We start from the raw sequence: 22,044 nt of genomic DNA on the forward strand, positions 1-22,044 counted from the left end.
CTGGGGGGTGCTCAGCGGCGGATCACGAGTCCAGGGCGGCCATGTCGCGGATCCGGCCGTAGTGGAGTTGGTGGGCCACGGTGACCGTGCAGAGCGACCCGTTGCGGTTCTTGCCGATGATCAGGTCGACCTCGCCCGCGCGGGCGCTGTACGGGTCGTAGGCGTCCTCGCGGTGCAGCAGGATGATTGCGCTGGCGTCCTGCTCGATCTGGCCGGAGTCGCGCAGATCCGAGACCTGTGGGCGTTTCCCGTCACGGCTCTCTGCACCACGGTTGAGCTGCGCGCAGCAGATGATCACCGCGCCGGTCTCCTCGGCCACGATCTTCAGTTCGCGGCTGATCTCGCTCACGCGCTCGTAGGGGGACTGGCGGCTGCTGCGCTGGTCGGTCTCCATGAGCTGGAGGTAGTCCACGATCACCAGGGGCGGCCGGCCGGTCTCGCGGGTGATCGTCTGGACACGGTGGCGTACGCGGCTGGGGGAGACGCGGGAGCTGTAGTCCATCCACACCGGCAGGGTCTGGAGGTCGGGCACGTGGCGGGCAAGGCGCGTCCAGTCGTCGTCCTCGATGGCCGGGCCGCCCTTGAGCAGCCGCCTGAGGCTGACCCTCGAACGAGCCGCCAAGATCCGGTTGTTGACTTCCTTGCGGCCCATCTCCATGGAGTGCACGAGGGTCGGCCGGCCGCTGCTGGCGTTGGCGATGGCCACGCCGAGGGTGAGCGCGGACTTGCCCATGCCGGGCCGTCCCGCGACCACGACCACGTTGCCGGCGAGCATCATTAGGACTTCGTCCAGGTCGACCAGGCCGGTGACGGCGGCGGCCTCTTCGGTGGTCTCCAGGCTTTCCAAGTGGGCGTGGAGGTCGTCCCCGAGGCGGCCGAAGTGCCGGTCGGCCTCGCCGCCCGCCGCGAGGAAGTCCAGCTCGGTCTGGACGGCGCGGACGGTGTCGGTCACGGCGTCCGGCGCGGTCTGACGAGCCATCTGAAGGCCTCGCCCGAGCGAGGCCTGAAGGGCGCGGACCTTGGCATAGCCATGAACGAGAGCGGCGTAGTGCTCCACCTCGGCCGAGGAGCACGCGACCCGGACCATCTCGGACAGGGCCACCCGGCCGCCGACCCGCTCCAACTCGCCCATCGCGGTCAATTCAGCCACGACCATAGGCAGACCGGTCGGCTCGCTCCTGCCGTGCAGGCTGCGGATGGCGGACCACACGGTCTCGTGCGCGGGCCGGTACCAGTCGCCGTCCTTGATGATCCGGGCTGCGTCCGCGACGGGGTCATAGGCGGGCGTGGCCAGCATGCAGGCGCCCAGGATCGAGGCCTCGCCGTCCTTGTCCGCGGCCGGCGGCTGCTCCAGCATCGCCTCGGTGTCGGTCGTCATCGCTGCGCCTCCCCGGCCGCGGCCGCCGTCACGCCCGGGTGGGTGCAGCGGCGCATCGGCGCATCGTCGTTGTCATCGAGGAGCCAGCCGCTCGGGTCGCACGCTGTGCATGCCGCGACCAGCGCGAGACGCACGGCGGCCGCGTCCGGGCCGCCTTCCGAGCCCGCGGCCGCCACACGGGGCTTGACCTTCGCGTACAGGCGCAGGTCGTCCACCCACCCGGGCAGGCACTTCGCCCAGGACGCCGCGCCTTGGGTGTTCTTCAGCACGTCGGCCTCCAGCAGGGCCCGACCGGCGTCGTCCAGGTCGGCCAGTAGCGGCCAGCCCTGGTCCCGCATCGCGCGCAGCAGCCGCGGCGCGCACCTTCTGGCCGTGGCTGCGCCCGCCTGCCAGCGCTGCATGCTGGCCAGGAAGGCGGCAGCGTTGCGCAGCTGCTCGTCGGTGAACTCCGGCGTGCGCTCCGCCCGGCCCTGCTGCTCCCGTTGTGACGGGAGTGACCGTGCCGGGCCAGTGAGGGGGTTGGGGGAGGAGGATTCCTCCTCCTCCGGGGGGTGTGGGGGGGGCGAGGCGGAGTGCGGGTTTTCCGTATTCCGCCTCTGACCAGGCGAAACGCGGGTTTCCAGATCGCGGGTTTTCCGCGATTCGGGTCCGGACTGCGGGTTTTCCGCATTCCGGCTCTGACCAGGCGAAACGCGGGTTTCCTGCGATTCGGTGGTGTGGGGATCGCGGGAAACCCGCGTTTCGGGGCTGACCTGCTGCGATGCCGCGATGCCAAGGTCGACGTACTGGGTGTTGTTGGCGGGGTTCCGGTACACCCGGGTGACCCAGGTCGGGCGCCCGGTGGACGGGTCGAAGACACTGACGCGGGCGAGGTGGCCGGCGGTCGTCAGCCGCTTCGCGATGGCGTTGTAGCGGTCTTTGCCCATCTTCCAGCCCTGAGCTTGGAGGTCCGCCCGGATCGCTTCCATGGTCGACGGCAGGCGAGGATCGCGCAGCAGCAACTCGGCGAGGACGCCGAGGTCTTCAGGCTGGAGACCGGGCGTACGCACCAGTTCGCGCCGCAGGATGACCTCTTCCGGGGCCTCCCAGCCACGCTCCAGGTAGCTGGAGCCGAAGTCGTCGCTCACCGCGCCACCTCCACCAGCTGGTGGACGACGGCAGCCGGGACGGGCGTGCGCTCCCGTGCAGCCGGTGGGCGCGAGACGGTCCGCGCGGCTGGCGGACGGTAGAACAGGCGACGCAACTGTGTCATCTCCCCAGGTAGGGGAGCCGTGACCAGAGAATGTGATCTAGTGCCTGGCCCGGAGTAGTGGCGTTGCGCTATTTGTTGCGCATACTCTGGGTAGAGGTGACCACGCGGGCCAACGGCCCACGGGCATCACCCGGCAGACGAGGTCACCTCGCTGCTCACGACTCGAAGCTTTTGCAAGGGCGAGCGAGTCGGACTTGGAAGCGGCTCCTGTTGTGGCGACAGGGGCCGCTTCGCATTTAAGGAGATCGGGAGAGCATCAGCTTGCTCAACCTGCCTCTCGCTGAGTCGGTTCCGGGTCGGACATCACGTCTGGGTGCTTATCGGCCCAACCCTGCAGGAGCCGGACGTAAGCTTCCAAATGGCGCCGTCGCGGCTTGGCGATTCCGGTCTCCCAGCGGTGGAAGGCGACCCTGGTGACACCGAAGACCTCGGCGACTTCTTCCTGCGTGAGCCCGTCGGCCTTGCGGAGACGCGCCCGAACATCCGGCGGCGGCATGGTGTCCGGCCGCGCGAGTAGAGCGTCGACTGCATCAAGTAGGTCAGACACTGTTCCCCCTCTCCTCACGTGATCCAGAACTATACATAACTCTGCACTCCGAGCTGTGGAGTTGCCGGCGTGTCAGGCGAAGATCTTGCCAAGCTAGGGTCACCAGCATGCGTCTCGCCCTCTTCGACCTGGACGGAACCCTCGTCGACCGCCGATCGGCCTTCCCGGACGCCATCGCCCAGCTCAGCCACGATCACGGCTACGGCCCCGAGATCGAGCGCTGGCTGGTCACCGAACTGAAAGACCGAGCGAACCGCAGCGACTTTGAGCGCCTGCAGGCCACCTTCCAGCTCAACGAGTCGGCCGACCATCTGTGGCGCGTGTACGTGGACCGCATGGCGGCCGCCGTGCACTGCCGCCCGGCCGTCCTTGACAGCCTGGCACGACTCCGGGCCGCCGGGTGGAACATAGGCGTTGCGACCAACGGCTCCAGCGACATCCAGCGCGCCAAAATCCAGGCAACCGGCCTTGCGGACCTGATCGACGGGGTCGCCGCGTCCGGAGACATAGACGTCCGCAAGCCGGACCCTCGGCTCTTCGAGCTCGCCGCCGCACGGTGCGGCACCCAGCTCACCCCCGGCGACTGGATGACCGGAGACAACCCCGAAACCGACATCGCCGGAGGCTACAAAGCAGGGCTCCGCACCATCTGGGTCGACGGCCGCCCCTGGCCCGCCAGTCTTGCCACACCCCACCACACCGTCGGTGACGTCACCGAGGCCATCGACTACCTCCTCACCCACTCCGCGGAGTAGCCCCATGCCCCACCAGCCGATTGTCGGCATCCTGCACCCCGGCAGCATGGGCGCCGCCGTCGCCGCCTGCGCCGCGACGAACGCGAACACGGTCCTGTGGTGCGAGGCCGGACGCAGCCCCGCGACCATCGCGCGCGCCGAGCGGTTCGCCCTGACCGGGATGGCCACGCTGACGGAGCTGCTGGACCGCAGCGACATCGTCCTCAGCCTCTGCCCGCCGGCCGCTGCCGAGGAGCTGGCCCACGAGGTCGCCGAGCACGGCTTCACCGGCGTGTACGTGGAGGCGAACGCCATCAACCCCGAGCGAACTGTGCGGATCGCCGAGTTGCTCGGGTCCACGGCGATCGTCGTCGATGGAGGCGTCATCGGTTCCCCGCCGGTGGGCGGCAAGAGCCCGACCCTGTTCCTGTCCGGCCCTACTGCCGCGGTCACCGAGGTCGACGCGCTGTTCGCCGGCACTGACGTGCAGACGGGGATCTTGGGCACGGAGGTCGGGAAGGCGTCCGCGCTGAAACTGTCGTACGCCAGCTTCCAGAAGACCTCCCGCGTGCTCGTGGCGCTCTCGGTCGGCCTCGCCCACCAGCACGGCGTCGACCAGGAGCTCCTCCAGGTCGCCGCCCGGCGCAGCGACTCGTACCTCGCCGAGCCCGAATACATCGCCAAGACCGCGGCCCGCGCCTGGCGGTGGGGCCCGGAAATGGAAGAGGTCGCCGACGCGCTCGCCGCGGCCGGCCTCCCCCCGGAGATGCTGCGCGCGGCCGCGTCCACGCTGGCACGCTGGAACGACGCCAAGGACGACGCCGAGCTCACGCTCACCGACGCCCTCGACAGGCTCGCCCAGCCGTAGCCCACGCTCATACCGACGCCGCTCCCACCCGCTGCACCAGCAGCTGTTCAATGAGCCGCGCCGACTCCTGCGGGGAGACCGACGAGGTGTCCACGGTCAGGTCCCAGACCATGTCCCGGTGCGCGTCCAGGTCCTCCTGCGTCGCCTCCCACGCCGCCAGCCGCGCGGCGGTATCGCGGTCACCCCGCGCTTCGGACCGGTGCGCGGTCACCTCCCTCGGGCACCACAGCAGCACCGTCGACCAGAGCGCCGGGTAGCCGCCGACCACGGCTCGGATGCCGTCGATCTGCCCGAGGTGCAGCACCGGCACCCCGGCCGCGAACGCCGCCGCGAGCCCGGGCCGGTCGACCGCGTAGGTGTTGCCGTACCGCCGGTTCGCATAGACGACGTCGCCCGCGGCCTCCAGCGCGAGCAGCTGCTCGGCGGTGCCCATCCGGTAGCCGTCGCGCTTGCCCGATCCGACCTTCAGGCGCTTGAACTGCCGGTAAGAAGAGGCGAGGTGGGCCAGAGCTCGGGTGACGGTGTCCTTGCCCGCGGCAGGCGGCCCGTAGAGGACGACGCCGTGCTTCATACCGCCACCGCCCCGATCGCCTGCCGGGCCTGATCCGCGAGCGAGATCGCGCCCCCCATCCGGTTGTCCACCACCAGGTGCGGGACGACCGGACGGAGGTTCACGTTGACGGTGGCGATGTATTCCTCCCACCGCTCCAGCTTCCAGGCGTCCCGGGCCGCGCCGCGGTGCGAGATGTACTCGTGCATCGACTCCACATCGCACTGCACCCAGATCGGCGCCACGTCGACGCCGTGCGACGCGCACCGGTTGATCAGGCGCTCCATCCATGCTTGGTCCGTGAGCTCAGCGATGAAGGGGGCGGTCACCACGGTGCTGATGCCGCACGAGACGTTCGAGTAGACGGCCTGCATCAGCGCGGCGTACTCGGCGGGCCGGACCTTCTCCCGGTAGAGGTCGGTATGCCGGTCGTGCGCTTGCGATCCCAGCGCGGTCAGCAGCGGTTCTACGAGCGGCCGCGTCAACGGGTCCTTGTCGACCAGCGGCCAGCCCGTCAACTGCGTCAAGAACCGAGCGAACTCGGTCTTGCCGGAGCCCGCGAACCCGCCCACCAGCACCACGCACGGCTTGTGCGGATCGCCACCGGTACGACGGCGCTTCCACGCCTCCATCACCCGCTGCTGCCAGCTGTAGCTGTCGAACCCGTCCCCGTCCGCGATCCGCGTCAACGCCCGCTCGACAGCTATCACGTGCAGACCATTCCGCTGCTCAGGAAGCGGGGTGACCTCGAACTTGGTCTCCTCACCGGGCAGCGCCGGCCGGAACCCGAGCGACGGCTCGGTCGCCCGGTACAACAGGCAGTAGGCCCGCCGGTACGGCGGCCCGGGGTAGCTCTCGCCCGTCTCGTGCTGGCTCAGAGTCTGGGGGTTCGCGGCCGGCACGTCCTTCAGCCCGGCCTGCTCGGCAACCAGCCGTAGCCGCTCGCCGGCTTCCTCGAGCGTCAGCCCGTGCCGCTCCCGATGCTCTCTGAGCTTGTCCGGGCGCCACCCTGCGCGCTTACCCACCCCGTCAGCCTCCGTCTTCACCATGATCCGGAGCCTAAGCGCGGGCCCCGAAAACCCGTGTGTAGCTACTCGTTGAAAACGTGTTGAGAAACTCGTGCACCGAAGTGACGAGCTGTTCGTGATGTTCCTCCGAGCCTCCGCCGGGTGTGATGGCCCCCACAGAACGAGCTATCAGGTGGAGGCCTCCGTGCCGGAGTTGAAGTGCTTAGGCATCGAATTCGTAGTCCAGCACGTACGCGGCCGAATCCATGGTCATCTCGTTGATCTCTACGACTCGCCCTTCAGCGTCGAAGGCTGTGCGGGCCAGCTTGATGACCGATCTTTCAGCGGGGATGGCGAGGCGGGCCGCCTCGCCGACAGTGGGCATGCGTACCCGGACCTCTTCTCGGTAGCGCGCTGGTGCGTGGCCAAGATCTGTCAGGCGAGCGTAGATCCCGCCAGGGCCGGTGTCGGCTTGCGTGATGGGAGACCCCTCAACCAGCGACTGGGGCAAATACGACTCAGCGACCATGACAGGGCGTCCGTCCATCAGGTACCGACGGCTCCGTACGCAAACCATCTCGCTAGGAGTCAGCCCAAGCACGTCCCTGATGTGGGGCGGAGGGGTGACGCTTTCCGAGACAGCGATCTGGTCGACATCCGGCAGTCGTTCGTCTGCGGACCAGATCGTCTTTCCGCTTCCCCACTGGTCGCGGGCCAGTCGCTTGATGCCGTGGCGCCGAATGGGCTCGAACGACATGACACGAGGGCTGGCTCCCTTCCTCATTTCGATGAGGCCTTCTGTGCGCAAGCTCTTCAGTGCCGTACGGGCAGTGAGGCCGGCAACCTCGTGCTGCTCAGCCAGCGCTTTCTCTCCCGGCAGGCGATCACCAGGCCCGTAGTCGCCCCGCTCGATCGCCGCCTTCAGTTCGTCAGCGATCTGCTGGGCCTTGGTGGGCTGTGCGCCGGTCTCGTCTGCTGCCATCTGTCTCCCTACCTCGATAACGATCCTATGGGTGGTTGCTATCGAGGTGCCCTGCGGGGCGCCGTAGCGGGTTCGGGGCGGCTGGGACAGGATACCGGAAAATTCCATCCTCGATAACGAAGTCGTTGACATCGGTAGCGAGGATGGTCTCTACTGGGACCCGCAACCTCGTTAACGAGGTGCTCGCCGGGTGTGCTACGAGCCCGGCTCCCTCACCCGGAACCGCTTCTGCAGCGGCGCCGGATGAGGGAGCCGGAACGTCGGTTTCCCACTGCAAGGCCGCAGGACGCCCCTTCCCCTAGTAGTCGGGGAGGGCCGGGGTGAGGCACCACCAACTCCCCCGGGTCATGGCTCCTGTGGAGCACGAAGCAGCGCAGATGTGCTGTCCGTCCATCAGGACCCCCGGGCCATGGCCTGTGCGTCCTGGCGGGCGGAGAAGGCATCGCGACGCGTTCCGTCCCTCCGACCCGAGGAGTCATCGTGACCACGACCGCCGCCCCGACGGCTCGCAAGCGGTGCCGCAAGACCCGCACCAAGAAGGTCAACCCCCTCCCGCCGATCGTCGCCTCCGCCCTCGCGGCCAACGAGATCGACCTCGCTCCCGGCCGGGAGCACATGGTCTGCCCCGAGTGCCGCACCTGGTGCCCGATCACCGGCATGAACGGCACGCCGAAGCTGGTGCCCCACCACACCGACCGCGCCGGCACTCCGAACCCGCGCCGCTGCACGGCTGGCAGCGACCGGCGAGTCACCATCGACATCGCCGTCGACGACTGGCGCACGACGCTGATCGAGGCCCGCCCGACCACCGCCTCCCGCCGCGCCACCAAGGTTCTGCCCAAGCCCAAGGCCACGTCCGCCCCGGCCGCCAGCCAGCTCAAACCCGCGCCGCTCAGCGCAGAGACCGTCCGACAGGTGTTCCGGCAGCACCAGCAGCAGTGCCGCGCCTGCAAGGGCGAGATCACCGGCCGCGACGGACTGCCGCTGCCCTGCCACGACGGCGAACGCCTCGCCGTCACCTTCCTCCGCCTGCTCCGCCAGGAACCCCGCCGCCGTGCCGTCCGCGACTTCTTCGCCCAGGAGCGGCGCCGGTTCGACCGCCAGTACGCGGCGGGTGTGTCCACGCAGCGGGCCTCGCAGTGGGCCAGCGTGCTGCCGACGGTTCGAGAGGCCGACACGCTGCGCGCGCAGCTGCCCGCCGGAGACGCCCCGACGGACAGCCCCGCAGTCCCGCTCACCACCCTTCACCCCACGCACCCGGCGAGCTGACTCCCGGACGAACAACCGCGGCCCCGGCCATCCCGAGCGATCGGGGAGGCCGGGGCCGCGGCTGCTCGTACGACAGCCGACTCCCGAACACGGAGGCCGACATGCCCGTCCCGACCGACCCCCGCACCCCGCAACAGCGCGTCCGTGACCAGCTGGCCGCCGCTCGCAATCGGCTGGTCCAGGAGGGCGTGTCCCGCAGCGAGCGCGCCCAAATCGCTGACCGCATCCACGACTTGACTGAGCAGGCCCGCCTCATCGGTGCCTGAGTCGCAGCTTGCGCTGCCCGTCGCCGACCGCGCCCGCCATGACCGGGGCGCGGTGGCCGGCGGAGTGCGCAGGACGCGCACCTCCCGCCGTTCGAACCGATCGAACGTTTCCTTCCAAATTTGGAAGGCGCGGGATGCGATGGACCCCAGGGTGGCCGCCCGGGGGTCCTGTCGCAGGTCACCCTGTATGAGAGGACGACCCACCACATGCCCAGCATGACAGCCGTTCCCGCCCTGGACTCCCGCCCGCCGCTGCCGAAGCGCCCGCTCCCGCACGAGAAGACGCCGGACCGGCCGGCCCCGGTCGGTGGGCGCCCGCACCCGCAGCGCGACGCCCGCGTCGACCAGGAGATCGGGCCCCGCGCGGTCGGTGCGATCTACCAGACCAGCATCAGCGCGTACGAGGTCCTGGCGGTCATCCGCGACCCCGAGCGTGCGAGCGCTCTGCTCAAGCGCACCGCCCTGTGGGCGGTCATCGTCCGCGACATCATGCGCGCCGATGCCGAGCCGTACGCGGTCGGCGACACCTGGACGACGTCGGATCACCTGGTCCGCGAGGGCCGGAACCCGGCTGCCTTCGCGCAGGCCGCCTGACGATCCGCCACGGTCCGCCGCCCGCCCCCCCCGCCCACCGACGGACGGGGCGGGGGACGGGCCGTGGCTGGCCGTCCGGCCAGTCGACACGAAGGGAGCTTGTAATGGGTTGCTTCAGTCGCAAGGAGATCAAGGACGCTGCCGCGCTCCGGGCCGATGCCGAGGCCCGGCTTGCCGACATCTCCGCACGCAGCACGACCGCCACCACCCCCGCACAGCACGTTGCCCTCGGGCGCGAGCAAGCCCGCGCTTTGGGTGATTGGAAGAGCGCCGGGTTCGTCCTCACCGAGGACACGCCGACCGCCTGACGATCCGCCACGGTCCGCCTCCCGCCTCCCGCCCACCGGCGGGTGGGAGCGGGAGACGGGCCGTGGCTGGCCGTCCGGCCAGTCACAGGCGGCGGCCCCGGAGCTTGACCCTCCGAGGCCGCCAGTACAGGAACTCGGGAAGGAGTCCCTGTGGCTGACAGCATGACACGCACGATCACGACCGATGAAGCCAACCGGCGTCTCGGCCAGCACCTCCTGGCGGTGGTCCGCGAGCAGGACGCGCGGATCCCCGCTGAGCGGCGCGCACCGCGCACCGTCGCCGAGATGCGCGCCCGCCTCGCCGCCGTCGCCCTGGACGATTCCGAACAGGACGCGTGCGGGCTGTGTGGGCGCTGGACCCTGTGCGGGCCGTGCGGTGGCCAGTTGCAGCGGGCCGCGGCCGTCCCCGCCGGGACGGTGGGCGCCTGATGCGACACCGCATGATCGCTGCCGCGTTACGTCTGGTCCTGGCCGTGTCCGGTCAGTGCTCGCAGTGCGGCGGCCGGTTCGAGGGCTGGTCGGGAGGCGTCTGCGACGCCTGCAAGGCCGCCGGGCACTGACCGTGCCCGAGGACCTGTACACCCGCTACCAAGCCGCGCACACCGCGTACCGCACCCACCGCGCCACCTGCACGTCGTGCACCGACACCAGCCGCTGCCGCACCGGCCAGCAGCTGTACGAGCGGTTCACGGCGCTCCAGGACGCATACCTCAACCGTCTGCGCCAGCAACGGCGTTGACGGTTTCCGCCAGTCCGGCACCGCCACCTCTGCCGACTGCCTGACCCGCCCGGCCCGGCCCCGCCCCGTCGGCGGCCAGTCCGGGCGCGGTCCAGGGGAGCCGCGCAGCCCGCGCGCCCGAACGCCCCCGCCGGGAGGCCTTGATGCCCACCCTGTCCCCCACCACCCCGACCGACCGCCTGCCCCGCTCGCTGTGCCGGCACCCCGTGCCGTGCCCGACGGCGGACAGCCCGGACCGGGAGGCCGCCGCCGTGGTGGCCTCCCACCCGGAGCAGGGCTGGAGCCTGCTCTGCAACGGCCTGATCGCTTTCGACGACACCGGCGACCTGCTGCCCGACGGCCAGATCGTCGCACCGCACCGCCCCGTCTGACACCGCCCGCCACGGAGCCGTTTCGGCTCCACCGGCCGCCGTTTCGACCCCACCCGATCGCGTTTCGGGAGCACACGGAGCCGTTTCGGCAGCGCCCTGGACACCCCCTCCCGGAGGCCCCCATGACGATCACCGAAGTGCCGCGCCAGGCGGCACCCGACACCCCCGTTTCGGCTCCACCGACCGCCGTTTCGGACGCGCCCGGCCGCGTTTCGGGAGCGCCGGAGTTCGTTTCGCAGACGGTCAACCGGAACCCGATCAAGCCTGGCCGTGACCGGCTGATGACCCTTCTGTCGGTGGCCGCTGCGCTCGGCGGCACGCTGGTCGGTGTCATCGGTTTCGCGATGTCCTACAGCACCCTCTCCGAAGTGGCGCTGAGCTGGGGATTCAGCCACGGGCTCGCGCCGTGGTTCCCGGTCGGCGTGGACGCGTCGATCATCGCGTTCCTGGCGCTGGACCTCTACCTGATCCGCAAGAGCACCCCGTGGCCGTTGCTGCGGATGGCCGCGCACGCCATGACGGCCGCGACCGTGTGGTTCAACGCGTCCTCGCAGGGCGAGATCGGCGCCGATCCGGTCCGGGCCGCCAGCCACGGCGTCATGCCGGTCCTGTTCGTGATCGGTGTGGAGGCCGCCCGGCGCCTGTTCATCGCAAAGGCGCAGCTCGAAGCGGGTACAGCTACCGACCGGATTCCGCTGCACCGCTGGATCCTCAGCCCGATCGGCACCCCGCGGATCTACCGCCGGATGCGGTTGTACGGGGTCACCTCCTACCCGGAGATGATCCGCCGTGAGCAGGAGCTCATCGGCTACGAGCAGTGGTTGCGCCGTAAGTACAACGGCGACCTCAAGGACGCGAGCGAGGACGAACGCCTCCCGATGACGATGGCCGCCTACGGCTACACCGTCGCCGAGGCCCTGGCCCTGCCCGAACGGCAGGAACGGGAGGCGCAGGAACGCGCTGAGGACGCCGAGCGCCGGCGCCTGGAGGCCGAGACCCGCCAGGAAGAGGCCAAGGCGCGGGCGGAGGCCGCCCGGCTGGAGGCGGCGGGCCGCCTGGAGACTGTCCGCGCCCGCGTGGACGCCGAGACCGGCCAGGCCCGCGCCCACGCCCGTGCGCAGGTCAACGCCGCTGAGCGGGCCGCCGAGCAGGAAGAGGCCGCCTTGGAGACCGCGTTGCTCGCCGAGGCCCGCGCCCGCCAGGCCGCCGCCGACCGTAAGGCCGCCGATGAACGCGAGGCCGCTGCCGCCGCCGACGTCCGCGCGGCCGACCTGGAACGTCAGGCAGCCGAGAAGCGGAGGCTCGCGGCGGAGGCCGACCGGGCCGCCGCCGCGCAGACGCAGGCGATCGAGACAGCCGAGATCGCCGAGGCCCGCAAGCGCGCTGCCGAAGCCGACAAGGCCGCTGCCGAAATCGAGGAGGCCGCCCGCGAAACGCGCCGCCGCGCCGCCGAAATCGACCGGCTGGCAGCGGACGAAGAGGAGCGTGCGGCGACCGCGCGGGCCAACGCGCAGGACGCCCGGGAGCGTGAAGCCGAAGCCGAACTGCGTGCCGCCGAAAAGCGGCTCGCTGCCGCCGAAACCGAGCGGCGCGCGGTCGAAGCCGAGGACGCCGCCCGACTCACTCCCCGCCAGCGCGCGGTCCGCAAGGTCGCCCGGATGATCCTCGCCGCCGACGGCATCGCCGAGCAGCTGCCGCTCGCAGCGATCCAGCGCGAGCTGGGTGTCACGTCGGCCGGCACCGCCTCCGAGTACCGCCAGGAGGCTGCCGACCTGCTCGCGGACGGCTACCGCCCCGAGCAGTGACCCACACGCACCACCGTCCGGCACACACCAGTGAGGGCCAGCCCACCGCAATTGGGCTGGCCCTCGCCGCGACTGCCGGAAGCAGTCACAGATCCCCAGTACACCAGGAGGAATCCCCACCGTGAACAGCACCGACCCGACGAACCGCCCCTCTCCCCTGCGCGACGTCGCGCAGTCCCCGGAGGCAACTGCCCGATACCTGGCCGATGTTCAGCGGGTCCTGCTGGAGATCGGCGACAACCTGGAGCTCCTGGCCCGCGAGACCCGCGTGCACCTGCGGGGCACTCACCTGGACGGGGACCACTGGGGTGAGGCCCGCTGGCGAGCCCTGCCGGTCGAGCGCTCCCTCCAGAGCGTGCTCAAGCGCGTGCACGGGCTCACCGCCGACCTGGAGAAGACCGCGTTCAAGCGGCACGCATTCTCCGAAAAGGTCAACAAGCTGCCGAAGGAAAGGCAGCAAAAGGCGCTGGAAAAGGCGCGAAAGAAGAATCCGCAGATCCAGGCCGCGCAGAATCCTTATCCGCAGGGTGGACAGCAGGCCCCCGGACATGGTTATAGTGGTCCTGCGTCCATTTACGACCTCGGACGGAACCGGGAATCCGCGTGAGCGGCCGCCCCCTTCTCCGGTCCGAAATCAAGGCGCATCGCTCCCATCAGCACCTGGTCGGCCAACGAGACAGATTCGTCCGAATTCACGGCGAGGACCTCGGGGCCTTCTACTTTCTGGTGATGCTGATTCAGACGCTCGGGAAAAAGGCGCTGAAAAAGGGAGACGTTCAGAAGCTGCGGGCCATCGCCCACGATCTGAACGCCGTCTACGCCAAGCACACCCAGTAACCAGCCGCACCCGCGGAAGGGGGCCGCCGCAGTCCGCGGCGGCCCCCTTCCGCGGTTCCAACGCGCAGACGCGCAGGCACGCGCTCACGCAGGCGCGCACACGCGTACGCGAGGCAGTGACCCGACGTCAAGGCTTGATCGAGATTGGAGGTGAGCCGTGTCGGAGGACGACGAGAGCGCTGGAAGGCTGATCAATTTCCCCGCTCCGGACACGGTGCTGAACCGACCGCCCGACCTCGCGGACCCCAGCCGTCTTTTCCCCGCCCCGGACATTCCCCCGGAATCCGAGGAAGAGACCACGCTGGAAATCCCCCGTATTCCGGCGGCCCCGGACCCGAAGAATTACCTCCGCTCGGATGGAATCCGGACCCCCGACCCGACTGACGGAGAGGAAGGAGAATACGAGGAAGGGGAATATGAGCAGCCCCGTTCTCTCGCCGATCGTCTCGGGGACTGGCTGGAACTCCGGCTGCACATCGCGCGGGAGCGCCACGACGGTGAGGCTGCATTCCGTGAGGCGGAAATCGCGCGGAAGGTCGCGCTTCTGGAGGCGCGGACTTCACGTGAGACCAGCCTCGCCGAGGCGCACAACAAACTCCGTGCCGCGCACCTGAAAGCGCAGGCTTCCCGCACGGGCGGGTCCGGGTCCGGGCTGGGTGCGGACAAGGGCCGCGGCGGCGCATCCGGCCGGGGCGGCGGATCCGGTTCGGGGCGCGGCTCCAGCGGATCGTCCGGAGCTGGCGGCGGCAAGCCCGGCGGCGGCCGTGGCCCTGGCGGCGGTGGAGCAGGCCGCGGTTCGGCCCGCTCCCCGTCGGGCGGTTCCGGGGGCAAGGGCCCCGGGAGCGGCAAGGGCACGGGCGGCCGGGGGCCCGGCAACAGCGGTTCCGGCGGCCGGGGTTCCGGCGGCCGAGCCGATGGCGGCCGGAAGAACAGCGGCAACGGCTCCGGCTCCGGCGGGTCGAACAGGTCCGGCGGCCGTGGCCCCGGCGGCGGTGGCCCCGGTGGCGGGCGCGGCTCGGGCCGGGACCCGGCGGTCAGCCCACGCGCGGAACGGGCCCGCGGCCAGCAGGACCGCCGGGCTGCCCGCCAGGCCGCCCGTGATCAGCGGCGTGCTGACCGGCAGGCCGCCGGCCTGGCCGACCGCACCAAGGACCGCGACCAGGAACGCGACCTGAGGCGGGGTGCGCAGGAGCGGACACAGCGCCGTAAGGAGAAGGCCGCCCGCCGCGCGGAGAAGGAACGCCGACGCGAGCGGGAGACGAAGGACGCTGCACGTTCGGCGGACCGCGAGGGCCGCACCACGTTCGGCGAGGCCGTCGCCGAGGAGGCGCAACGCCGCTGGGACAAGCGCCGCGCCGACGCCGACGGCAAACCGCAGGACGGCGCGGACAAGCCCCAGGACAAGGATGCGGGCGAGACCCCGCCGAAGGCGCAGGACAAGCCCTCTGGCGGGCCGTCAGACGGCCCTGCGGGCGGCGCGGGTGATCCTGGCCCGGACGCGGCCGGTAAGGCCCAGAACGGCCCTTCTGACGGCTCCGGCGACGGCCCGCACGAGGAGCGGGGGAAGCGGTCCTGGCGGGACTTCTTCGGCAAGCCCGCACCCGGCGAGGACGACGGCGGCACCGAGGGCGGTACCGGCAGCCCGTTCGGCCGGGACCGTACGCCCCCGACGGCGGAATGGCCCGGCCGCCCGCCCCGGACCGGTACTCGCCCTCCCGGCGAGGACGACGTGGTCGACGCGGTCATCGTCGACGACCCCGGCGACCCCTTCGGAACGTGGCGGGCCCGCCGCGCCGGCCTCCCGCGCGCCCCGAGGAAGCGGCGCGAACCGTCCATCCCGCAGCAGGAGATCAAGCGGCCCGGCACCAGCCGGCCTGTCAGCAGTGAAGGGAGCACCGCCAGCGTGAGCAGCACGGAAGTCACCCGGCCGTCCGGGCAGGGCGGTCTGGCCGCTCAGCACCGCACGGACATCACGTTCGATGAGTTCCTGGTGCGGATGACGAACATCGCGCTCCAGGCCGCCGCCGACCAGGAGCGGGCCGAAACCCTCATGGAGGCCCTCGACAAGGTCGCCGACGCCCTGCGGGAGATGGCCGCCGACCTGATCGGTGACCACAACATCGACACCGCCGTCACCAGCCTGATCGCCGATCTCGCCGACGCAGCGGGCCGCATGAAGCGGCAGACCGAGGTCTGCGCGGCCGAATGCGGCATGGCCTTGGAGGCCGCCAAGATCGCAGCCCAGATCGTCGGCCGCGTCTACGGCCAGGACATGGCCGCCAAGGAAGAGGCCGGCCTCACGTACGCGTCGGCCGCCGCTCACCACGACTGAGCACACGACAAGGACCCTGATGAGCGACCTCGAACCCAGCAGCCCGGGCAGCAGCACGAGCGCCGCGCCCGCTCCGGCCGACGACGACAACCGCTACAAGGCCGTCCAGGCCAAACTCGGCGCCCTCGCCGCCGCCCTGGATTGCGCGGGCAGCGACCTGGAAACCCTGGTGCGCAGCATCAAGGAGAACGCGCAGTTCGCCGAGGACATTGCCGCCGACATCGCCAACGCCGGCCTCGACCCGACGCACGTCGACCTCGCTTCCAACGTCGGCGCCGCGCTCGGCGGCGCCGGACAGCAGGTGCACAAGCTGCAGAGCACCGCGCAGGAGACCGCCGACCTCGCCTACAGCGCCCGCAGCACCCACTCCAAGCTGTACGCCGGTCTGGACGAACTCCGCTCCAACCGGCGCGAGAAGACACCCCGGCCCGGGTTCTTCAACCGCTGACCCCCCACTCCCCAACCCACCCCGCCACGGGCGGCCCCGCACACCGCGGGGCCGCCCGTCCTGCTTGCCCCGAACGGAGATCCGGTGACCACGCCGCGCAGTGTCACGCTCGAACGCCTCGCCTACACCCTCGCCGCGCCCGCGCTGGCCGTGGCCCCGAACCTCTACCCCGACAGCCCCGTCAACCAGGTCATCCAACTCGCAGGCGTCGCCGGACTCGGCGGCTGGCTGTTGGCCGCCAAGAGCGATGAGCCCGGCGCCGGACGCAAGATCCTGCGCTGGTCCCCGCTGGTCCTGGCCGCCGCCGTCGACGTCGCCGCCGCACACACCCCCGGCTTCGGTCCGTACTGGATGGACGGCCTGCTTGCCGCCGGATGGGCGGCGGCCGGCTGGCTGGTGATGCCGTTCTCCCGGCACGCCCGCCGCCGCCACCGCCCCGCCCTCGCCACCCCAGCCCCGCAGCTGGCGCCCGCCGCACCCGAGCCCGAGCAGCAGGGCCCGGCAGCGCCGGACGACGGCGCGAACCTGCTCACCCGCGAGACCCGGATGCTGTGGGAGAACGCCGGGAACCCCGCCCGCACCCACATCGTCAAGGCCGTCCCGCACCCGGGCATGCCCCACGACCTGACCCTCCTGCTGCGCGCCGTGGAGACCGGCCGCCCCATCACCGGCCTCACGGAGGCCGCCGTCGCCGCCGCGTTCGGGGTGTCCTCCCAGGACGTCGTCCTCGCAGACGTCGCCGTCCAGAGCGGACGGCAGGGCGGCCCGGGATGGATGGAAGTTCACATCACCCCCGACGCCAACGCCCGGCGCCGCACCGCACCCACCGCCCGTGAACAGTGGGCCGACCGGGTCGCCGGACCCAAGGGCGGCGCTCCCGGCTCCGAACTGGTCCACAAGAGCCGCGACAAGGAACGAGGCGTCACGTTCTACCGGGCGAAGATGACCGACACCACCGACACCCCGCGCATCGACCTCGCCAAGGTCTGCCGCGCGCTGAACCTGCCCGAGGACGACTCCTGCGCGTTCGTCCTCATCGACGGAGCCGAGTTCCTGATCAGCATTTTCGACCGGCCGCCGCTGTCGCAGATCTTCCCCGCCACCCGCGAGCTGCTCACCCCGGACGCCAAGGGCATGTACGTGTGCGGTTTCACCATCACCGGCCAGCCGGTGAAGACCATGGTGTACCAGCACGACAAGAACGCCGCGGCGCACGGCCTGACCCTCGGGGTCAGCCGGTCCGGCAAGACGCAGTTTTTCGCAATCCACATGGCCGCGCAGTCCCTGGACGGACAGGTGGTGTGGCTGGGCACCGTCCGCAAGGACGAGAAGACCAGCGTGCTCGGCCGGTACATCGACCGGCAGGGCTCGAACGCGCTGTGGATGGCCCGCTCGCTGCGGGCGGCGAAGGCGCTGTGCGAGATCAGGGCGGAGATGCCCTGGCCGCACGACGGCCAGCCGCACGACTATAAGCCGGGCGACCCGCGCTGCCCCTACCGGCAGCTCAACGTCTACGGCGACGAGTTCATGACCGCGGCGCAGGACGCGGACTTCGGCGAGTTCATCCAGAAGGACGGCGAGGACCTCACTGTCACCGGGCTGAAGTACGGCATCGGCTTCAACCCGGCAGGCCAGTCGCCGTTCGCGCACAACGGGTTCTCCACTGAGATGAAGGACAACCTGCGGCAGAACTCGAGGCCGGTCATCTTCAACATGGGTTCGCCCGGCGCCACCCGCAAGGCGGCGGAGGGCACCATGGAGAACGCCTACGACGTGCCGACCATCCCGGCCCGCTACTCCCGCAGCGAGGGTTCCGCGATCGAGCGGGCCATGCGAGGCGAGGCCGACCCGGAGAACGGCGTCTCCACGGGCGGCGTCGCCGTCATCGTCCTCGACAACGGCCGCGCCGTCCTGATGCGGTCGCTGTACGCGGACTTCGACACCGACCTCTCCGAGCTGTTCCCCAGCGAGGTCACCCGGCTCACCGACTACGAGATCAGCGAGCTGGAAAAGCGCGGCCTGTGGTTCGACTGGAACGAGCCCATGCGGCCCGGCGAGTTCTGGCCCGAGCCCGACGAGGACGGCGGCCACGGCAACTCCCGCCGCCGCGGCGGGAGCGGCGGGGGAGGCGGCAAGGGCGACGGCAAGCCCGGAGCCGAGTCCAGCAGCCGCACGCCGAAGGTCACTTCAACCCGCCAGGCACTGGACGCCATCAAGTCCCTCAACAACACCTGACCCCTCCCCTCTGCGCCCTCCCCCGCCTTTCTGGCCGGGGAGGGCGCGCCCGCTCCTGCCCCGGATGGAGACTCGCCGTGACGTACGACCCCACCACCCAGCCCCTGTCCCCCGCCGCCGCGGCCGCTGAAGCCGAACGGCTGATCGCCGAGGCCTACCGCCCCGACACGCCCCCGCCCGTCCCGGCCGTGACGTCCTACCGGGACACCAACCCGCTCCCCGCGTACGGCAGCACCCCGCCCGTCGCACAGCAGGGCCGCCCGCCCATGAGCCAACGCGCCGTCGACGTCAGCACCGTCATGCTGGCCGGGAGCGTCGCCTCGGTCCCCGTCGGCGGGATCACCTGCCTGGTCCTGTGGACCCTGGACGCCGTCAACCCGGTAAACCTCGCCATCGGCGGACTCACCCCGGTCGCGATCCTGCTCGCCGCCGGCGCCCTGCTGAGCCGCCTCAAGGGAGTCCACACCGAGCACCACCACCACTACTCCGGCCCGGTCCACCAGGACCTCAGCACCACCACCACGAACACCGCCAAGGGCGTGCTCGCCGTCAACCGCAGCCGCCACGACAGCCGCTGATCCGGGCACCCCGCCCGGCCCTCGCCCTCTGCCCCGGCGGGCGGGCGAGGACCGGACAGGCCGCCCGGCCTCACGCACCACCACCCCGCCCCCTCAACAGAACGGAGAACCCGTGGCCGTCATAGGCGTGCTGACGGAGCCGACCCCGCCGACCTGGTGGAAAGCGAACCGGCACAAGGTCTACGGCGTCGCCGGACTGCTGATCGGCTACTGGATCGGCAGCCACCTGCACGCCGCCCCCGGCCAGCCGGAGCAGCCACGGCCGGCCCACAGCACCCCCGCGCCGACCACGCCCGGCCCGCAGCGCACGCACGCGGCCCCCGCCCATCCCTGACCCGGTTACCGCCCGCGCCCCCGCCGACCATCAAGGCCGGCGGGGGCGCGGCCTGTTCACCGACGCCCGGAGGAACCCGACCGTGCTCATTCCCCGCCCGCGCCGCCGGATCGGCCGGCCCCGCCCGCAGCGCCCCGGCCCCCGCTACCCGCACCGCCCGCTGCCACTGCCCGCCACCTGGAGGCGGTGATGCCGCGCACCAGGAAGCACCGCCGCCGTGACGAGACAGTGCGGTTACTGCGCGGCGCGCAGGGACTGCCGGAGTACGACCGGGGCGCCTGCCCCGACCACCTCCTCACCCGCCGCCAGCTCCGGGACCGCGCCCTGGCCAAGGGCGGACAGGAACCGGTCGGCATCCTGCGCTGCGCTCACTGCCGCTACACCCCGCAGTGGTCATGCCGACATCCCATGCGCGGCTACCTGTACGACGTGCACCAGGCCGTGCCCAAGCGGATTCCGACGCTCGCGCAGGAGTGGGCGCTGGACCGTGCGATGGCCGCCAGGCAAACGTGCCCCGGTCCGTGTGGCCGCCGGTACATCTACTGCCTCCCGCTCAAGACGCTCGGCACGTGCCTGGAGTGCCACGACGGCACCCCGGCCGACCCGACCACCTACACCCTGCCCGCGGCCGCCGCCCACCGGCTCGCCGCCTGACCCGAGAGGACACCCCGCCCGTGACGACTCTGCCAGACACTGGTCCCGCGACGTCATACACCCTGGACCAGGCCCTGGACGACGCGGTCCGCGACACCGACGCGAAGATCAGCCGCACCGACAGCAAGGCCTCGCTGTTACTGGCGTTCGTCGGTGCCGTCCTCGCCGGACTCGGCTCCCTCGTAGACGACCACCTGCCGGTCCTGACCGCCATGGCCGGCGGCCTCGCCGTCCTCGCCCTGGCGCTCGCGGCCGTCCTGCTGCTCCTGGTCGTCCGGCCCCGTCTGTCCGGTGCCGACCGCGCCTCGTTCCCGTACTGGGCCCGCCTGCTGGACGACCAGCTGATCCTCACAAGCATGACCGGCGACACCCGCGCCGCCCGCATCCGCGTCATGTCCCGCATCGCCGTCCGCAAGTTCGTCGTGCTGCGCCGCGCGGTCGACCTGATCCTGCTCGCCCTGTTCCTGCTCGCGCTCGCCGCCGCCGGCCTCGCCCTGTAGATCCGCCCCGGGGCAGACGTCACGGCGTCCAAACACATGCGCCTGCCCCGGGCCTTCCCACCCCGTACGAAACGAGAGGGAGAGCCCAAGTATGACCCCCGCCTTACGCGTTCACGCCCGGATCGGGCACCGCGCACTCCTGGTCACCGCCGCCGCCCTGCCGCTGACCGGCTGGACCGTCCACGCGTACACGCTGCACCGGCAGCTCGCTGCGTCACGCCGTGACCCGCTCACCGGTCTGCTGCGCCGCGACACCTACACCGCCCGCGCCCACCGGATCCTCGCCCGCCACGGCGGCACCGCCGTCGTGGTCCTGGTCGACGTCGACCACTTCAAGGCCGTCAACGACACGTTCGGGCACGCCGCCGGAGACGCCGTCCTCGCCGCAACCGCGGACCGGCTCACCGCGTGGGCGGGCCCGCACGCATCTGCCGGCCGCCTCGGCGGCGACGAATTCGCAGTCGTCCTGCAGCTGGACGTCGCCGCCCGCGGCCGCCGCTTCGAGCAGCTGCTGCGCGTACTCCACACCCCGGTCGTCCTGGACGACGGCCGCACCGTCGACGTCGCCGTCTCCGTCGGGGCCGCCGCCCCCGACGCGATCGGCACCCGCGACCTGAGCGCGCTGCAGCGGGCCGCCGACGCGGCGCTGTACGCGGGCAAGCACTCCGGCCGCGTCACCTTTGCGGGTCCCGAGCACACCGCCGTCCCGGCCGTCAACGGCCGTCGCGCCGGCCGCCCGGGCACCGCGACGTGGGGGAGGGCGGCATGACCATCTACCCGCACGGCACAGAACACCCACGGTTCCCCCGGCCCCAGAGCCAGACGCCCACGCAGTGCCAGCTCACCCCGCAGCTGTTCGACTTCGAGTACGGCGACTGCAACCGCAAGCAGCCGGAACTGGAGCGGGCCCGCCGCGCCTGCTCCCGCTGCCCGCTGGCCGCAGACTGCCTGCTGTGGGCGCTGGTGAACAAGTCCCTCACCCCCGTCGGGATCATCGCGGGAACCACCCCCCGGCAGCGCAAGAAGCTCCGCGACCGGCTGGCGGCCCGGCTGGGACCGGACTGGATCGACGTCCTCGCCAACCAGGACCAGGCCCGCCGCAACCGGGCCGCCGCCCCGGGCCGTGCCGCATGAGTACCGCGCCTCGGCTCGCGTCCGCGTCGGACGGCAGCAACAAGAAGCCGAACAAGAAGCCGTTCGTGCCGGGTCTGGTGCCGCCGCCCGGCGCCCTCCTCGACTGGGGCGACGGCCGGCACTTCGACCACCAGCGGGACAAGCCGTGCGTGCTGTGTGACAAGCCCACGCCGATGCGGTCCCACGCTGACGAGCCCGTGCACAAGGCCTGTGCGGAGGCGTGGATCGCCGCCAACTCCGTGGAAGCACGGTTGGGCCGGTTCGCCTCCGACGCCAAATCTCAGCCCAAGAAGCCCAAGGACCAGGGCGCCCACGCCTGACG

29 protein-coding genes are annotated in these 22,044 nt (G+C 71.3%); 23 read left to right on the forward strand and 6 right to left on the reverse strand.

What is annotated here, in order from left to right; all coding sequences use genetic code 11:
• Nucleotides 1-22 precede the first annotated feature (22 nt).
• From BLW82_RS42685 to BLW82_RS42695, 3 genes are all read right to left on the reverse strand, one after another.
• On the reverse strand, nt 23-1,378 hold the full coding sequence (locus tag BLW82_RS42685) for a replicative DNA helicase (RefSeq protein ID WP_093508593.1): 1,356 nt from the start codon (nt 1,376-1,378) through the stop codon (nt 23-25).
• Nucleotides 1,375-2,505, reverse strand: a complete 1,131-nt coding sequence (locus BLW82_RS42690; protein ID WP_093508594.1) for a hypothetical protein — start codon at nt 2,503-2,505, stop codon at nt 1,375-1,377. Before BLW82_RS42690 ends, BLW82_RS42685 begins: the two co-directional genes overlap by 4 nt.
• A 390-nt stretch (nt 2,506-2,895) precedes the next feature.
• Complete coding sequence (locus BLW82_RS42695; protein WP_256216283.1) at nt 2,896-3,126, reverse strand: helix-turn-helix domain-containing protein; 231 nt, start codon at nt 3,124-3,126, stop codon at nt 2,896-2,898.
• A 158-nt stretch (nt 3,127-3,284) separates the two neighbouring features.
• Here BLW82_RS42695 and BLW82_RS42700 point away from each other — a divergent pair, with 158 nt between their 5' ends.
• Both BLW82_RS42700 and BLW82_RS42705 read left to right on the forward strand, forming a co-directional pair.
• A complete protein-coding gene (locus BLW82_RS42700) occupies nt 3,285-3,932 on the forward strand; it encodes an HAD family hydrolase (RefSeq protein WP_093508596.1) in 648 nt (215 codons plus the stop codon).
• Between the two features lie 4 nt (nt 3,933-3,936).
• The gene (locus tag BLW82_RS42705; RefSeq protein ID WP_093508597.1) at nt 3,937-4,779 is read left to right on the forward strand and encodes an NAD(P)-dependent oxidoreductase; all 843 of its coding nucleotides are present in this window, start codon (nt 3,937-3,939) and stop codon (nt 4,777-4,779) included.
• A gap of 7 nt (nt 4,780-4,786) precedes the next feature.
• Here the strand turns inward: BLW82_RS42705 and BLW82_RS42710 are convergent, their stop codons facing one another.
• From BLW82_RS42710 to BLW82_RS42720, 3 genes are all read right to left on the reverse strand, one after another.
• Complete coding sequence (locus tag BLW82_RS42710) at nt 4,787-5,350, reverse strand: phosphotransferase-like protein (protein ID WP_093508598.1); 564 nt, start codon at nt 5,348-5,350, stop codon at nt 4,787-4,789.
• Nucleotides 5,347-6,378 carry an AAA family ATPase gene (locus BLW82_RS42715; RefSeq protein ID WP_177233364.1) on the reverse strand — a complete coding sequence of 344 codons (1,032 nt, stop codon included), beginning with the start codon at nt 6,376-6,378 and terminating at the stop codon, nt 5,347-5,349. The genes BLW82_RS42710 and BLW82_RS42715 overlap by 4 nt, the downstream gene beginning before the upstream one ends.
• Nucleotides 6,379-6,559: 181 nt before the next feature.
• Nucleotides 6,560-7,318 (reverse strand): GntR family transcriptional regulator, encoded by a 759-nt coding sequence (locus tag BLW82_RS42720; protein WP_093508639.1) that lies wholly within the window; start codon nt 7,316-7,318, stop codon nt 6,560-6,562.
• A gap of 480 nt (nt 7,319-7,798) precedes the next feature.
• On the opposite strand from BLW82_RS42720, the gene BLW82_RS42725 reads away from it, so the two are divergent.
• The 21 genes from BLW82_RS42725 (at nt 7,799) to BLW82_RS42815 (ending at nt 22,042) form a co-directional block, all read left to right on the forward strand.
• Complete coding sequence (locus tag BLW82_RS42725) at nt 7,799-8,587, forward strand: hypothetical protein (protein ID WP_093508599.1); 789 nt, start codon at nt 7,799-7,801, stop codon at nt 8,585-8,587.
• A 101-nt stretch (nt 8,588-8,688) separates the two neighbouring features.
• Nucleotides 8,689-8,853 (forward strand): hypothetical protein, encoded by a 165-nt coding sequence (locus BLW82_RS44805; protein ID WP_177233365.1) that lies wholly within the window; start codon nt 8,689-8,691, stop codon nt 8,851-8,853.
• Nucleotides 8,854-9,060: 207 nt separating this feature from the next.
• Nucleotides 9,061-9,447: a hypothetical protein gene (locus tag BLW82_RS45990; RefSeq protein ID WP_256216273.1), complete on the forward strand. Its 387-nt coding sequence runs from the start codon at nt 9,061-9,063 to the stop codon at nt 9,445-9,447.
• Nucleotides 9,448-9,551: 104 nt separating this feature from the next.
• Complete coding sequence (locus BLW82_RS42735) at nt 9,552-9,755, forward strand: hypothetical protein (RefSeq protein ID WP_093508600.1); 204 nt, start codon at nt 9,552-9,554, stop codon at nt 9,753-9,755.
• A gap of 150 nt (nt 9,756-9,905) precedes the next feature.
• Nucleotides 9,906-10,184 carry a hypothetical protein gene (locus BLW82_RS42740; protein ID WP_093508601.1) on the forward strand — a complete coding sequence of 93 codons (279 nt, stop codon included), beginning with the start codon at nt 9,906-9,908 and terminating at the stop codon, nt 10,182-10,184.
• The gene (locus BLW82_RS45995; protein ID WP_256216274.1) at nt 10,184-10,315 is read left to right on the forward strand and encodes a hypothetical protein; all 132 of its coding nucleotides are present in this window, start codon (nt 10,184-10,186) and stop codon (nt 10,313-10,315) included. Before BLW82_RS42740 ends, BLW82_RS45995 begins: the two co-directional genes overlap by 1 nt.
• 2 nt (nt 10,316-10,317) lie before the next feature.
• On the forward strand, nt 10,318-10,494 hold the full coding sequence (locus BLW82_RS44810) for a hypothetical protein (RefSeq protein ID WP_093508602.1): 177 nt from the start codon (nt 10,318-10,320) through the stop codon (nt 10,492-10,494).
• A 191-nt stretch (nt 10,495-10,685) separates the two neighbouring features.
• A complete protein-coding gene (locus tag BLW82_RS42750; protein ID WP_305729069.1) occupies nt 10,686-10,865 on the forward strand; it encodes a DUF5999 family protein in 180 nt (59 codons plus the stop codon).
• A 281-nt stretch (nt 10,866-11,146) separates the two neighbouring features.
• The gene (locus BLW82_RS42755; protein ID WP_256216275.1) at nt 11,147-12,670 is read left to right on the forward strand and encodes a DUF2637 domain-containing protein; all 1,524 of its coding nucleotides are present in this window, start codon (nt 11,147-11,149) and stop codon (nt 12,668-12,670) included.
• Between the two features lie 121 nt (nt 12,671-12,791).
• A complete protein-coding gene (locus BLW82_RS42760; protein ID WP_093508605.1) occupies nt 12,792-13,277 on the forward strand; it encodes a hypothetical protein in 486 nt (161 codons plus the stop codon).
• Complete coding sequence (locus BLW82_RS42765; RefSeq protein WP_093508606.1) at nt 13,274-13,507, forward strand: carbohydrate ABC transporter; 234 nt, start codon at nt 13,274-13,276, stop codon at nt 13,505-13,507. The genes BLW82_RS42760 and BLW82_RS42765 overlap by 4 nt, the downstream gene beginning before the upstream one ends.
• 157 nt (nt 13,508-13,664) lie before the next feature.
• On the forward strand, nt 13,665-15,839 hold the full coding sequence (locus tag BLW82_RS42770; RefSeq protein ID WP_256216276.1) for an ATP/GTP-binding protein: 2,175 nt from the start codon (nt 13,665-13,667) through the stop codon (nt 15,837-15,839).
• Nucleotides 15,840-15,858: 19 nt separating this feature from the next.
• A complete protein-coding gene (locus BLW82_RS42775) occupies nt 15,859-16,287 on the forward strand; it encodes a conjugal transfer protein TraB (RefSeq protein ID WP_093508607.1) in 429 nt (142 codons plus the stop codon).
• Between the two features lie 84 nt (nt 16,288-16,371).
• Entirely contained in the window at nt 16,372-18,522 is a 2,151-nt protein-coding gene (locus BLW82_RS42780) for a chromosome segregation protein ParM (RefSeq protein WP_093508608.1), read from the forward strand.
• 77 nt (nt 18,523-18,599) lie between these two features.
• Nucleotides 18,600-19,100: a hypothetical protein gene (locus BLW82_RS42785; RefSeq protein WP_093508609.1), complete on the forward strand. Its 501-nt coding sequence runs from the start codon at nt 18,600-18,602 to the stop codon at nt 19,098-19,100.
• Nucleotides 19,101-19,212: 112 nt separating this feature from the next.
• Complete coding sequence (locus tag BLW82_RS42790) at nt 19,213-19,434, forward strand: hypothetical protein (protein WP_093508610.1); 222 nt, start codon at nt 19,213-19,215, stop codon at nt 19,432-19,434.
• Nucleotides 19,435-19,623: 189 nt separating this feature from the next.
• Nucleotides 19,624-20,088, forward strand: coding sequence for an RRQRL motif-containing zinc-binding protein (locus tag BLW82_RS42795; protein WP_093508611.1), 465 nt, complete (start codon nt 19,624-19,626; stop codon nt 20,086-20,088).
• A 20-nt stretch (nt 20,089-20,108) separates the two neighbouring features.
• Complete coding sequence (locus BLW82_RS42800) at nt 20,109-20,588, forward strand: Pycsar system effector family protein (RefSeq protein ID WP_256216277.1); 480 nt, start codon at nt 20,109-20,111, stop codon at nt 20,586-20,588.
• 91 nt (nt 20,589-20,679) lie between these two features.
• Nucleotides 20,680-21,357 carry a GGDEF domain-containing protein gene (locus tag BLW82_RS42805; RefSeq protein ID WP_093508612.1) on the forward strand — a complete coding sequence of 226 codons (678 nt, stop codon included), beginning with the start codon at nt 20,680-20,682 and terminating at the stop codon, nt 21,355-21,357.
• On the forward strand, nt 21,354-21,722 hold the full coding sequence (locus BLW82_RS42810; RefSeq protein WP_093508613.1) for a WhiB family transcriptional regulator: 369 nt from the start codon (nt 21,354-21,356) through the stop codon (nt 21,720-21,722). The genes BLW82_RS42805 and BLW82_RS42810 overlap by 4 nt, the downstream gene beginning before the upstream one ends.
• Nucleotides 21,719-22,042 (forward strand): hypothetical protein, encoded by a 324-nt coding sequence (locus BLW82_RS42815; protein WP_093508614.1) that lies wholly within the window; start codon nt 21,719-21,721, stop codon nt 22,040-22,042. The genes BLW82_RS42810 and BLW82_RS42815 overlap by 4 nt, the downstream gene beginning before the upstream one ends.
• Nucleotides 22,043-22,044: the final 2 nt, after the last annotated feature.

The sequence above is a fragment of the Streptomyces sp. Ag109_O5-10 genome (assembly GCF_900105755.1).
In the GTDB taxonomy this organism is placed as follows: domain Bacteria; phylum Actinomycetota; class Actinomycetes; order Streptomycetales; family Streptomycetaceae; genus Streptomyces.